Source organism: Alloacidobacterium sp., assembly GCF_035631355.1.
Lineage (GTDB): Bacteria > Acidobacteriota > Terriglobia > Terriglobales > Acidobacteriaceae > Alloacidobacterium.
Map to the genome: position 1 here is coordinate 71,611 of NZ_DASQIX010000003.1, position 13,442 is coordinate 85,052.

Sequence of the window (13,442 nt, forward strand, 5' to 3'; positions counted from 1 at the left end):
ATGGAAACCGGCATCGACAAAGTAGAATAACGCCAATGCAATCGGCTTCAAATCACGCGCATGTTCGCATTGTACAAAGCTGGCAGAATGCCCGCGTAAAAGAATTGCGAACCGCCTTAAGAAAAGGCGAAAAGACCGCATCCGGGCTCATTGCTCTCGAAGGCCAGCACCTCGTCGAAGAAGCCATCTTCAGCGGCCTCCGTATCGCCACCGTCTTCGTCCGCAGTGGCAGTCTCGACATCCTCAGCCATCTGCCGATATTAGACCGCACCGCAATCCTCGAGTTGCCGTCCGACATCTTCGCAAGTGCAGTTACCACCGAATCGCCGCAGCCTATCGCCGCGCTCGCCGAAGCTCCAGCCTTCAGCCTCGAAAAAATCCTCGCCCAGCCGCATTCCCTAATCGTCGTCTCCGCAGGGTTGCAGGACCCCGGCAACCTCGGAACCATTGTCCGTTCCGCCGAAGCCTTCGGAGCAAGCGGCATCATCGCTCTCCCTGGCACAGTCAGTATCTGGAATCCGAAAACACTACGCGCAGCAGCAGGATCGGCTTTTCGCCTGCCTGTCGTCAGCGCAACCACTCAAACAATCTTTTCCGCACTCCGCGCAAAAAGAATCCGCACCGTGGCCACCACTGTCGATCATGGCACACCAGCGCAACAATTCGATCTCACCCAACCCACCGCTATCTTCATCGGCAACGAAGGCAGCGGCTTGTCACCCGAACTCGTACAGCAGTGTGACGAGTGCATCACTATCCCGAGCCCCGGTCCTGTCGAATCCCTAAATGTCGCCATCGCTGCGAGCATACTGCTCTACGAAACTAGCCGCCAGCGTTAAACCAACAACTTCAAAATAGTTTTGTCATCCCGAGCGAAACCGAGGAACCTGCGGTACCACTATTGTTCGCCCAAGTTGAAGATCACATTCAGTGTGAAATCCTGGATGCAATTCATGAGAGAAGGTTTTTGTTAAAGATAAGTCTGAGCTGGGCACTTAACGTCAGCGGAGGGAGGCAACCGCCGCGATCCTGACAGGCGGTGCATCGCCGATCCCCACATCTCACAGAGATGTGGAAGATGTGCAGGAGACTACAACTCAAAAAACTGAAAGCAGCATACTCTCGAAGGTGGCACAATCGCAGTGGGAGACCTCCATGCAATTTCGCTTATATAGGGTTCTTGCCTTCGTCACCGTTGCACTTGCTGCGTTGTCAACGGTCGCCTCTGCGGCAGCTTCTTCTGGAAGCACAGCATGTCCCAACGATTACACCGGCTTGAAACTACCCCCGGGGTTTTGCGCGACCATCTTCGCTGACGGCATCGGTCATGCCCGTCATATGGTGGTAGCTCCAAATGGAGTGGTCTACGTCAACACATGGTCTGGCGCATACTATCCGCCGAACGAAGCCCCGCCTGAAGGCGGTTTTCTCGTAGCGCTCCAGGACAAAAGCGGCACGGGAAAAGCTGATGTAATCAAGCGCTTCGGTGAGACTGCCAAAACCGGAGCAGCCGGTGGTCTCGGGATTGCCTTATACAACGGGTCAATTTACGCGGAGGTGAACGATCGCATCATGCGCTATGCCTTGCAGCCGGACGCGCTCGTGCCAACAGGCCCAGCCGTTACCGTCGTCTCGGGGTTGCCTCTCGGGGGCGACCACCCCATGCATCCGTTCGTCATCACCTCTGACGGCTCTCTCTATGTGGATGTGGCTACAGCGACGAATGCCTGCCAACTCCAGAACCGGACGCTGCATTCGCCGGGCGCCAAGCCGTGCACAGAACTTGAGACCCGCGGCGGCGTCTGGAAGTTCGACGCGAACAAAACCGACCAGAAATTCTCTCCCTCGGATCGCTATGCTACTGGAATACGCAACGCCGAAGGCTTCGGCGTCGATGCAGCGGACCATCGTATCTATATAACGCAGCATGGACGCGATCAGCTCCACGCAAACTGGCCCGAACTATACAAGCCGGAAGAGGAAGCAACTCTGCCCTCTGAAGAAGTCATGCTCCTGAAGCAAGGCGGCGACTACGGCTGGCCGGAATGCTACTACGATCCTGGACAAGGGAAGCTGGTTCTCGCGCCCGAGTATGGAGGAGCCGGCGGCCACACTGTCGGTGTTTGCGCCAGCAAGATCGCTCCGGTCGCAGCCTTCCCCGCTCACTGGGGACCAAACGACATGGTCTTCTATAACCAGAAGCAGTTTCCCGCTCGCTACCACGACGGTCTTTTCATTGCCTTCCATGGATCGTGGGATCGCGCTCCATATCCGCAGGGCGGCTACAACATCGTCTTCCAGCCGCTCGCTGGTGCTCGCGCATCCGGCCAATGCGAAATTTTCGCCGATGGTTTCGCAGGAGCAACCGTCTCCCCTGAGGAAGCGGTATATCGCCCCTCTGGTGTTGCGGTAGGTCCCGATGGATCACTCTACGTCTCCGATGACAACAAGGGGCGGATTTACAAAATCACTTACACCGGGGGCGCGCAAGCCGGAGAGCCGCAGTTCACTCCTTGTCCGAGTCTCACCGCTCCCGCTGGCGAGGTCGTCAAAGCCGAAGCCAAACCGCCCGAAGGCACGCATTCTGACGCCGGTACGGCTGCTCTCCCCGTCCCTCCCGGAGCAACGCATGACATGGTTGCGCTCGGCAGTCGCATCTACCACGGAGAAGTCGCCAATGGAACCTGCACCGCTTGCCATGGCGAGAATGGCGCCGGAACTCCATTAGGTCCCGACCTCACGAAAAACAAATGGCTATGGAGTGACGGCAGTTGGGCGGGAATCACGAAGACAATTACCACTGGTGTTTCGCTGCCCAAGCAATATCGCAGCCCCATGCCGGCAGGGGGAGGAGCGCAACTCACCCCGGACCAGGCATCAGCCGTGGGCGCATATGTGTGGGCCTTAAGTCATCATTAATGTAACTGCGGAGTTTCCTCGGCCTTTCTCGACTGGCTTTCTCCCAATAGTCAGCCGAGAATGCCTGCCGCGAGATGCCCGCATTTTAAAAAATGGAACCGCCGCCCCTGTACGCACGTACCCCTGATACAGCCTGGGAATCACTGACGATGCGTAACGAGGTAGAACCATGAACGCCGATATACGCCTTGCTTTACGGCAACTCCGAAAAGCGCCTGGCTTTGCTCTGACGGCGGTGCTCACGCTGGCGCTGGCTATCGGCGCCAACGCCATCGTATTCAGCGTTCTCAATGCGCTCGTGTTGCGCCCGCTCAACGTACCACACCCTGAAAGTCTGTTCATGGTGGAGCGCGCTTACGGCTCAGAAACGACCCCATCGCAGTCGTATCCGGACTACCGCGACCTGCGCGACAGGAACCACAGCTTTGATTCGCTGGTGACTTACGACATTATGGGCGGCGTTGGCCTCGATACCGGCCACGGAAATCCTTCCGTCATATGGCCCTATATGGTGAGCGGCAATTACTTCGATGCTCTCGGCATCCAGCCTTATCTTGGCCGATTCATCCATGCTTCCGAAGAACATGGGCCGGACAGCGTGCCCGAGATTGTTCTGAGCTACGCACTCTGGCACAGCCACTTTAACAGCGACCCTGCCGCAGTGGGCCGCACCGTAGAGATCAATAAGCACCCCTTCACCATCGTGGGCGTTGCGCCACGGGACTTCCGCGGCACCGAACTCTTCTTCGCGCCCGATTTTTGGGTTCCCATCGTCAATGCACATCAAATTGCCGATTGGGATTCGCTCGAGGAGCGCGGCAATCATAACGCATGGGTAATAGGCCACCTCAAGCCCGGAGTGACGCCAGCCGCTGCTGCCTCGGACTTGAACACCATTGCGGCTTCGCTGGCGAAGACATATCCCAAAGCAGATGATGGCTTGAAATTTTCCTTGTCCCGCCCTGGGCTCGCCGGAAATACCCTCGCCAAGCCCACGCGCGCCTTTATGTTCGGGCTCATGCTCCTTGCCGGTCTTATCCTGCTTGCCGCATGCGCCAACCTCGGCAGCCTGTTCGCCGCGCGCGCAGCAGACCGCTCGCGCGAAATCGCAGTCCGCATGGCTCTCGGATCGCGCCGCCAGCTCATCCTTCGCCAGCTTCTTACTGAAGCCGTTTTAGTTTCTCTCGCGGGAGGTATTTGCGGCATGGTGGGAGCCGTCGCCATTCTGCGCGCCCTCAGCACCTGGCGGCCGATTCCGAATATCCCCATCAACGTGCCGGTCAATCCGGACGTGAACACCTACATCCTGGCCTTTCTGTTGGCTGTCTTCAGTGGCCTGTTTTTCGGCCTGGTTCCAGTCCGCCAGATTCTCCGCTCTGATCCCTGGCAGATCATTCGCTCCGGCAGCACCAGCGTTGGCAGCACACGCCGATTTACCTTGCGTGATGTCCTGCTGGGTCTGCAAATCGCCATTTGCGCTGTATTGGTCACTGCTTCGCTCGTCGCCGCGCGCGGCCTGGAGCGTTCGCTGCAAAGCACCTATGGTATTCAGCCGAAGGGAGTGATGCTCGTACAAACTGATCTGCAGATGGCAGGATATGATCCCGCTCAACGCGTGCAGATGCAGAAGCATATGCTCGATGCCGCTGCCACAATCCCGGGCGTCACCGCTGTGGGATATGCCGACCGGCTTCCGCTCAGTCTCGGCGGAGGGGATTCCGACGTATACGCCGACACCACGACAGATTACCGCCCGACGAATGCTGTAGCTGATGCCCAGAATTTTGATGTCTCGCCTGACTATTTCCGCGCCGCCGGGACGGCGCTTCTTGCCGGCAGAACTTTCACCATGCACGACGAAGACAAAGCCCCTGTCGTAGCCGTCGTGAATCGTGAATTCGCACGTAAGGTCTTCGGGTCTGTCGACAAGGCAATCGGTGGCCATTTCAAGTTCTGGGGTGGCCAGCGGGCCGAAGTCGTAGGCGTGGTGGAAGACGGCAAATATGAAACCTTGACTGAAGATCAAAAGCCGGCCATGTTCTTTTCCTTTCTCCAACACCCTGACAGCGATACCTGGCTCGTCGTTCGCTCGCAGCGCGACCCGCAGGAAATTGCGGCGGCACTGCAACGCTCCATGCGCAGCCTCGATCCGGCGCTGCCGCTCGAAATCAAGACCTGGAGCAGAGAATTGGATTCCGCTCTCTTCGCCTCACGAGTAGCTACTGTCTCTCTCGGTGTGCTTGGCCTGTTGGGCGCAATGCTCGCCATTACCGGCATCTTCGGGATGGCCGCCTATACCGTCAGTAAACGCCTCCGCGAACTCGGCATCCGTATAGCTCTCGGAGCCGGCCAACGCAAGGTGCTCGGCGCGGCGCTCGGGCGTACCTTCCGGCTGCTCGCAGTCGGGTCTATAGCAGGCATGATCCTCGGTGTACTGGCCACCCGCGTCCTTTCGTTTATCGTGTATCAGGCCACGCCCAAAGATCCGGTCATCCTGGGTGGCGTCATTCTCACCATGCTTGGTGTCGGAATAGTCGCTGCCTTAATCCCGGCCCGGCGCGCTCTCGCCGTCGACCCGATGATCCTGCTCCGCGATGAATGAGGACGGGCTTTTCGAAGACTCATTCCAGATAGAGCATTTTCATTGCAGTTAAAATTCTCTGCGACAAAAAACTTTTCGAGATTAGTCCCGAGAGACGAGTTTACTTGCGCGATCCCCTCAGACCGTCAATGAGCGCATTGCCCTGATCGTGGCAGTTGACTCATCGAGGCAGTGCAGGGTCAGGCGGTCAGCGCAAATATGTCGGCCACTCTCGCACTCATTCGCGCGTTCACTCGTGCATTGACGGCTGGAGGTCCCTTTGTGTCTTATCGAGTTAAGATAGGCGGGATCGGCCGAGGTGCGCCCTTACATAAAACAAGCACTTATTGGAGAATCCCATGCAGAAGAATCGTTTCAAGCTCATCGCTTTAGTCTTTCTTGTTCAGTTTGGCGTTCCTGGGGCAATACGCCTGGCAGCGGCGCAGGCAAAGAATGCTCAGTATCCAGCCATGGCTCCCGTCGATGAGTATCTGATCCCCGACGAGAATACTGAAATTGCGCTGGCCCGCAGTGCTGCTCCGGCATCCATTTCAAATGGAGCCGAGGTGATGGTCCTGGGGCGGAAGGGATTCACGACCGCAGTAAAAGGCACCAACGGTTTTCTTTGTGTAGTGGAGCGATCATGGGGCGCCGCCACGGATGCTCCGGAGTTCTGGAATCCCAAAATCCGCTCCCCCATTTGCTTTAATCCGCAGGCCGCACGAACGTTTGCGCGCATCTTCCTGATGAAGACCAAACTTGTGCTGGAAGGAAAATCGAAAGCGGAGATCGTGGCGGCGACTGCTTCGGCACTGGATAAGAAGGAACTGCCCCCGCTCGAGCCGGGAGCGATGTGTTACATGATGTCAAAGCAGCAGTACTTAAACGACCAGGGCGCGAGCTGGCACCCTCATCTGATGTTTTTTGTCTCGGGCGACGCGGCGAAAAGCTGGGGAGCCGATCTGCCCGGTTCGCCGATTATAGCCGCGGATGACCCTGAGGAGCGAACCACGATCCTCATGGTCTGGGTCGGTAATTGGTCTGATGGATCACCTGCTCCGCCAGTAGAGCACTAATGCCGCGCCACTCGTTGAGGAGGACAGCGCGCATCTGGCGCGCCATCGCTTGCGAGCCGGTGTCAAGGAGCGCATTGCCCAGAAGTCCTCAATCGACGCCACCCCTCACAATGAAATGAAAGCACTACCTCAAGGCCGGATGAAATCGCTGAGACAGGATCTTCCTCTTCCCTCGCCAGCCGTTCAGACATCACTGCGCCGTAATGGCTAATGTAAACCGCCGTCTTAATCTGCTGCATTGACTGCCATTTGCCAGCGCCATATTATCAGGCAACTCTCGCGGCGGCGGGTCCATGATCGATACGACGATCTCGCACTACCGGATCCTCAGCAAACTCGGCGGCGGCGGCATGGGTGTCGTCTATAAGGCCGAGGACATCCGGCTTCACAAGTTCGTCGCCCTCAAGTTTCTCCCCGATCAGGTCTCGCTCGATCCCCAGGCACTGGCGCGTTTCCGGCGCGAGGCGCAGACGGCTTCCGCGCTGAACCATCCCAACATCTGCACCATCCATGATATTGGCGAGGAAGACAGACGCGCCTTTATGGTGATGGAGTTCCTCGACGGCGAAACGCTGAAACACATCATTGCGGGCCGGCCCATAGAAGCAGAAGAGCTGCTGCGCATTGCCATTGAGGTTGCGGACGGGCTCGAGGCGGCGCACGGCGAAGACATCGTGCATCGCGACATCAAGCCGGCCAACATCTTTATCACCCGGCGGGGGCATGCAAAGATTCTCGATTTCGGCCTGGCGAAGGTCACACCGAGGGTTGCCGCCGGTCACGAGGAATCCGAAACGCGGATGCTCGATCCAGATTCTCATCTGACCAGTCCGGGCGCGATGCTGGGCACTGTGGCGTACATGTCTCCTGAGCAGGTGCGGGCGAAGGAACTGGATGCACGCAGCGATCTGTTCTCTTTCGGCGCCGCGCTCTACGAGATGGCAACAGGCAAGACTCCATTCCCGGGTGAAAGCTCAGGCGAGATCTGCGGCGCCATTCTGCGGGATGCTCCGGTACCGCCAACACAGTTGAATCCGCAGATATCGCCAGGACTGGAGGCGGTCATTCTGCGCGCGCTGGAGAAAGACCGCGACCTGCGCTTTCAGCATGCTTCGGACATGCGAGCGGAGCTGCAACGGCTCAAGCGCGATCACGCCAGCGAACGCGAAAGGCTATCCATCACCGCGTATTATTACCGCGATGTGACGGGCGAGGTGGACAAGGCTGCGCAGGCCGGCCAGGAGATGATTGACGACTTTCCGCGGGTTCCCGCCTCTTATGTGTCCCTGAGTTTGGACCGGGCCGGTCAGGGCCGTTACGAGGATGCGCTGAAACTCGCGTATCAGGCTCAACAACTCACACCGGACCGGGTTGGCGTCTACACCAATGTAGTCAATTTCGGGATGGCCCTGAATCGCTTTGATGAAGCGCGGAAAGTTATTCACGAGGCGCAAGGGCGAAATCTGGACGAGCTTGGCCTTCACAACGCTCTCTATGGGCTTGCTTTTCTCAACTCGGATGCAGGCGCCATGGCGACCGAGCAACGGTGGTTCGCGCAGGATCCCGCAGTTGAGAATTTTGGGCTTTCGCTGGACTCAGACAGCGAAGCCTACATAGGCCACATCAACAAAGCGCGGGAGATGACGAAGCGCGCGGTGGACTCCGCGATCCCCTCCGACAATAAAGAAAATGGGGCCATCTGGTGGGAGAACGCGGCGCTGCGCGAGGCCGCAATTGGCAACATTGCCGAAGCTCGCAGTGATGCGGCTGCGGGACTCAAGCTGTATCCGGATAGCCAGGGGGTACAGGTTGAAGCAGCGCTGGTCTATGCCACGATGGGGGACACAACACAGGCGCAGTCACTGGAGCGGGACCTGAACCAACGGTATCCGCTGGACACGCAGATACAATCGCTCTGGCTGCCGGCCATCCAGGCGCAGACTGAGCTCAACCGCAGGAATGCGGCTAAAGCCATTGAGCAACTGCAGAGGGCGCTGCCGCCCATCGAGTATGGGCAGATTGCATTCATCACTCAGATATCCTGCCTCTACCCCACCTACATTCGCGGACAGTCCTACCTGGCGACCGGACAAGGCAAGGAAGCGGCAGTCGAGTTCCAGAAGATCCTCGACCATAGTGGCATGGTATGGAACTGCTGGACGGGAGCTCTGGCGCGGCTGGGCGTAGCCCGCGCGAACGCTCTGGAGATGAAGGCTTCGAACGGGGCCGAAGCAGACGCGGCGCGTTTCCGGGCGCTGGCGGCGTACAAGGATTTTCTGATGCTGTGGAAGGATGCCGATCCAGATGCCCCGATCTACAAGCAGGCCAAGGCGGAGCACGCGAAGTTACAGTAATGGCCCGGGTATCCATAAATGCTATGGATTGGATTGTCTTGCGGCTTCCCGGATGAGCACCCGTATGGGTTTCGTGGCGCATTATCGAAGAAATCCAGGCTACGGTTCCCACCAATCTCGATTTGCGCATAACCGCCGAGTATTAAATCGAGCTATGTGCTTTTCCAGATGAGCGCGTTGGTGAATGGCATGAAAGCGCTGTGGACGGACAACTTCAGGATCGAAGTAGAAAATCGCAATCAACTCCAAGACCGCAAGCGCGATCAGATGCAGACTTCTTCGGATTCTTCTGCGGTGGATCCTACGACCTATGGAACGCGACTGACATCGTGGATGGCCAGGGCGCTGGGGTAATGTCTGTTTCTGTGACGGTCTTGCCGTCCGAACTCAGGATGAGGGTGTTTTCGCGGTCAACCTTACCATTGCTGCTGTAGGTCACCTTCAGGGTACGGGGACCGTCCTGCTTCACAGTCATCGTCTGCGTCCCCACAATGGTCGTCGGACTGCCATCAAGCTTGCAGGTGATTGGCTTGTCGTCGTCCGTCTCCTTGAAGTCGACGCTGTCGCCGTTTATCTGGATGGTGAGTACTCCAGTGTCCCGTGATGTGCTGATGGCAGTTTCCTTCCATGTACCGGAAAAGCCCGGTCCGCCTGAAATCCGTGTCGATGCGGAGGTGAGGGTGAATGGGCTGCCATCCGGCGGCATGATGTCACGGGTTTGAGTGATCTTCTTTCCATCTGACGATATCTCAATCTTCACTTTGCTTATTGGCTTGCCGTCCCGGGTATTCTCCAACTCATATCCCGCGGCGGATTTGTGGCAGGTGGTCGTGGAGCCATTCGCTCTTACACTCGGCTTGCCGTCGCAAATTACTTTGGAGTCGGCGCTTCCGCCGCGCGTGACAGTGAAGCCGTCGGCGTCCGTGGCTATGGAAAAAGTCGGGCCATCGTATTTGAATGTGGAGCGATCCATCTCCCAGGAACCGTTCCATGGGTTCTGCTGCGCGATGCAGGGAAGAGCGAGAGCCACAAACGACACGAGAGCGCACGCGCTGATGCCATATGGTTTCGTCATGATTTCCTCCAGGAACAGATTTGCGGAGTTGCTCGGTTTCGGGAGAGGGTGAACATGTGCCACACCCAGTCGGGTTTAGCAAATGATCACTTGTTTTGAATCCCCTCACCCTAGTTGATAGTTCACTTGCAATTCGCATGCCAGATATTCGCAATTTAAGTACCCGATTTTTGTGCACAGCTCAGGCGTCTTCAAGATTTTTGCTGTTCAATTCCGGACGCCGGTGATCGGCTGTGGACAGGTGATGGAGCGCTGCGGCTTGATGAGCACATGGCCCTGTTCGCGTCAACTGACCTTTCACTTCCGCGTGGCCAGTCGCTCCGAATCGAAGAAGCGTTTCGCCATCAAGAGAGGCTTTATTGCCTTTCAATCTCCCGGTATGAAAGTAGGCTCGATCAGTTCAGCCATAGGGACATAGTGTTGCGAGCAGTGCCGCTCTCGGGCACATTTCGTGTGGCTTATGGTGCTAACCATCTCGCAAGGCCTGCATGGGATCCATCCGGCTTGCGGCGAGTGCAGGCAGATAGCACGCGAATGCGGCCACGAGAAGCAGAACCACGGAAGCGCCGAGCAAGCTTAGTGGGTCGGCAGGGCTGAGGCCGAAGAGCATTCTGGAGAACGCGCGGCCGATAAGAAGAGAGATCGCTAAACCAACGCTGACACCAATGGCGACTAGCATCATACCCTGACGAAGCACGAGTCGCAGAACATCGAGGCGAGAGGCGCCGAGAGCCATGCGTACTCCAATTTCACGCTGGCGGCTCCTTACCGAGTAGGCAAGGATGCCGTAGAGGCCGACGCTGGCTAGGGCTAGGGCCAACAAGCCGAAGATACCCAGCATGCCGAGCACGATACGGGCATTCCACAACACCTGATTCACGAACTGCGCGCCAGTGCGAACATCGGTGACCTGTACGCTGGGATCCACTTCCTTAATAGCGCGCTGCACTTCGGTCAGCAAGAGCGAAGGATCACCCGCGCTTCGTACATAGAGGTTTGCGCTGCCTTCGGGACTTTGACGGAACGGAAGATAGAGGCACGGCTGGGGCGGTTCGCCCAATGTCGTGTAGTTGCTGGTTTTCACCACGCCGACGATCTGGCGCGTGACGGTGTCGCCGGAAAGACGGAGATGATTCCCGATGGCATTGCCATGCGGCCAGTACCGACGCGCCAGATCTTCATTGATGATAACGACGGGTAGCGATCCCTCCTGGTCCCCTGCAGTGAATGCGCGTCCTTGAAGGAGCGGGATTTGCATAGTCTTGAGGTAGTCCACATCAATTGTATTAATCACGGTACTGATGGTTTCTGACTTGCGCTGCTGGTCTTGTCCTTCAATGAAGATGCCGCGCGACGTGCTTGACCAGAACGGCATATTGGACGCCCAGGTGACGGCCTGAATACCGGGGATTCTCGAGACGCGGTCCTCGACCTGTCGATGAAACGCCTTGTGCCGCACCACGTCGTGATCTTGCTGCTCTGGATTCATCATGAGAACGGCGAGGTGCTGGTGATCGAAGCCGGGATCGATGTCGTAGGCACGCTGGACTGCGCGAAGAAAGAGGGAGGCAGCGATCAGCGATACCAGTGAAAACGCTACCTGCCCGGCGAGCAACGTCTTCTGAAAGCGCGCGCTGTGTCCGGATGGTCCCGCGACGTGGGTCTCCTCCTTGAGGCACTCGACCAGGCCTGTCTTTGAGGTTCGCAGGGCGGGCACCACGCCGAAGATGAAACCCGTGGCCAGAGACAGGAGGAAGGCAAACAGGAAGACAGTGCCGTCAAGTTTGGGGTCGGCAAGATTGCGGGCATATTGTGGCGGGCGGAAAGACCAGAGAAAACGGCAGCCCTCGTAGCCTACGCCAAGTCCGGCGATGCCGCCAAAGAGGCCGAGGAGCACGCTCTCAGTCAGAAGCTGGCGGAAGAGGCGTCTGCGGCTGGCCCCGATGGCGAGACGAACGGCGATTTCCTGCCGCCGGCTCACCGCACGCGCCATAAGCAGGTTGGCAACGTTCGAGCAGGCGATAAGCAACACCAGGCCCACGATGAGAAGCAGCACCGTGCTTACCAACACCAGGCCGCCCTCGCCGCCGGCGCTCGAGAACAGTGCGGTAGTCACGGGCTGCACAGAAGTCGCATGCCCTGCATTCGCATCCGGATATTCGCGCCTCAATGCAGCAGCCAGCGCTTCAAGACTGGCATCCGCCTGTTTGCGGCTGATTCCTGACCCGAGGCGCGCGATTCCCTGGAAGAAGGGCTTTCCGCGCTGCCGCAGCACATCCTGGAGCTCAGGCGGCAGGACTTGTTGGGCCATGGTCGCCGGAAGCCATAGATCCGGCCCGAAAACGGCGCTGACCCCAAGGAATCCCTGCGGCGCGACTCCAACCACCGTGAATGGCACGCCGTTGATTTCCAGGGTCTTTCCAATCACGTCCCCACCGCTGTTGAATCGGTTTTTCCAGGCGCCATAGCTCAGCACGGCAACGGGAGCGGATCCTGGCGTGCTGACCTCACTGGGAAGAAAGAATCGGCCCTTTGCAGGTATGAGCCCGAGCGCTTCAAAGTAACCCTGGGTAACAAGCTGGCCGAAGAAGCGTTCCTGCGCTGTGCCTTCGACCAGCGTCATCGGCATGGGCGGCGAGAATCCGCCGAGACTGCTGAACACTCCAGTCCTTGCCTGGTAGTCCTTGAGATTTAGATAGGAGATCGGCAGGAGGCTGGCGGACTGCTTCTGATTCTTCAGGTCCGTCGTATAGAGAGAGACCAGACGGGAGGGATCCTGTGCCGGAAGCGGATGAAGCAGCAGCGTATTCACAACCGTGAATACGGTGGTGCTTGCGCCGATGCCCAGCGCCAGCGCCAGAATGGCAAAGAAGGAAAAGGCTGGCGCTCTGGCCATACTGCGCAATCCATAATTCAGATCGCGCAGAAGGTCGGCGAGCACATTGCCCCAGCCTGATGTTGCTGTCGCCGGAGCGCTGTGGTTGTATCTGCGCTCGGCCTTGCTAATCTCCTGTTTCCAGTCAGGCATTGCTCTACCTCCATGACCTGGCTCATGGCCATTACAAACCCTTACACTCACCAGCAAAACATTGGAGGGACACGCGTGCAGTAAAGATTGGTAAAGCAACGTAAAGTTTTGTAAACCTGCTATCGTTGCTTGACGGCGGACAAGAACCGGCACCAGATCCGAGTTTGCGGCTGTCCGTTGGCTACTCTTCCGGTCAACTTCCTGTTTGTAGGCAACAGGAGTTAATCAGCGTCACCCAGTCTCAATTGTCGATAAATCACCGAGTCGCTCATGGGGTGGACAGCTAATTCGGTAGCAGATAAGTTTGCATTGTGTCATATCGAACCGCTTGGAGATAAGGATTCTACGAAGTGCCTAAAAACACATCGACATAATCCATCAAGGCTTGCGGGAATGGAGGGCTGTAATT

General features: G+C 57.7%; 7 protein-coding genes. 5 read left to right on the forward strand and 2 right to left on the reverse strand.

The window, feature by feature from the left end:
• The first annotated feature begins 35 nt into the window (after window positions 1-35).
• From VEV40_RS00880 to VEV40_RS00900, 5 genes are all read left to right on the forward strand, one after another.
• On the forward strand, window positions 36-839 hold the full coding sequence (locus tag VEV40_RS00880; RefSeq protein ID WP_324829485.1) for an RNA methyltransferase: 804 nt from the start codon (window positions 36-38) through the stop codon (window positions 837-839).
• 316 nt (window positions 840-1,155) lie between these two features.
• Window positions 1,156-2,919: a PQQ-dependent sugar dehydrogenase gene (locus tag VEV40_RS00885; RefSeq protein ID WP_324829486.1), complete on the forward strand. Its 1,764-nt coding sequence runs from the start codon at window positions 1,156-1,158 to the stop codon at window positions 2,917-2,919.
• A 169-nt stretch (window positions 2,920-3,088) separates the two neighbouring features.
• A complete protein-coding gene (locus VEV40_RS00890; protein ID WP_324829487.1) occupies window positions 3,089-5,521 on the forward strand; it encodes an ABC transporter permease in 2,433 nt (810 codons plus the stop codon).
• A 338-nt stretch (window positions 5,522-5,859) separates the two neighbouring features.
• Window positions 5,860-6,576: a hypothetical protein gene (locus tag VEV40_RS00895; RefSeq protein WP_324829488.1), complete on the forward strand. Its 717-nt coding sequence runs from the start codon at window positions 5,860-5,862 to the stop codon at window positions 6,574-6,576.
• Window positions 6,577-6,869: 293 nt separating this feature from the next.
• Window positions 6,870-8,930, forward strand: coding sequence for a serine/threonine-protein kinase (locus tag VEV40_RS00900; RefSeq protein ID WP_324829489.1), 2,061 nt, complete (start codon window positions 6,870-6,872; stop codon window positions 8,928-8,930).
• 301 nt (window positions 8,931-9,231) lie between these two features.
• On the opposite strand, the gene VEV40_RS00905 is transcribed toward VEV40_RS00900, so the two are convergent.
• Together VEV40_RS00905 and VEV40_RS00910 are read right to left on the reverse strand one after the other, a co-directional pair.
• Complete coding sequence (locus VEV40_RS00905) at window positions 9,232-10,005, reverse strand: hypothetical protein (RefSeq protein WP_324829490.1); 774 nt, start codon at window positions 10,003-10,005, stop codon at window positions 9,232-9,234.
• Between the two features lie 466 nt (window positions 10,006-10,471).
• Complete coding sequence (locus tag VEV40_RS00910; protein WP_324829491.1) at window positions 10,472-13,033, reverse strand: ABC transporter permease; 2,562 nt, start codon at window positions 13,031-13,033, stop codon at window positions 10,472-10,474.
• Window positions 13,034-13,442 lie beyond the last annotated feature (409 nt).

What these genes read in the sequence shown, in the direction of transcription:
- VEV40_RS00910 (WP_324829491.1), bottom strand. Translation starts at nt 13,033, where the DNA reads ATGCCTGACTGGAAACAGGAGATTAGCAAGGCCGAGCGCAGATACAAC.
- VEV40_RS00890 (WP_324829487.1), top strand. Translation starts at nt 3,089, where the DNA reads ATGAACGCCGATATACGCCTTGCTTTACGGCAACTCCGAAAAGCGCCT.
- VEV40_RS00900 (WP_324829489.1), top strand. Translation starts at nt 6,870, where the DNA reads ATGATCGATACGACGATCTCGCACTACCGGATCCTCAGCAAACTCGGC.
- VEV40_RS00880 (WP_324829485.1), top strand. Translation starts at nt 36, where the DNA reads ATGCAATCGGCTTCAAATCACGCGCATGTTCGCATTGTACAAAGCTGG.
- VEV40_RS00905 (WP_324829490.1), bottom strand. Translation starts at nt 10,005, where the DNA reads ATGACGAAACCATATGGCATCAGCGCGTGCGCTCTCGTGTCGTTTGTG.
- VEV40_RS00895 (WP_324829488.1), top strand. Translation starts at nt 5,860, where the DNA reads ATGCAGAAGAATCGTTTCAAGCTCATCGCTTTAGTCTTTCTTGTTCAG.
- VEV40_RS00885 (WP_324829486.1), top strand. Translation starts at nt 1,156, where the DNA reads ATGCAATTTCGCTTATATAGGGTTCTTGCCTTCGTCACCGTTGCACTT.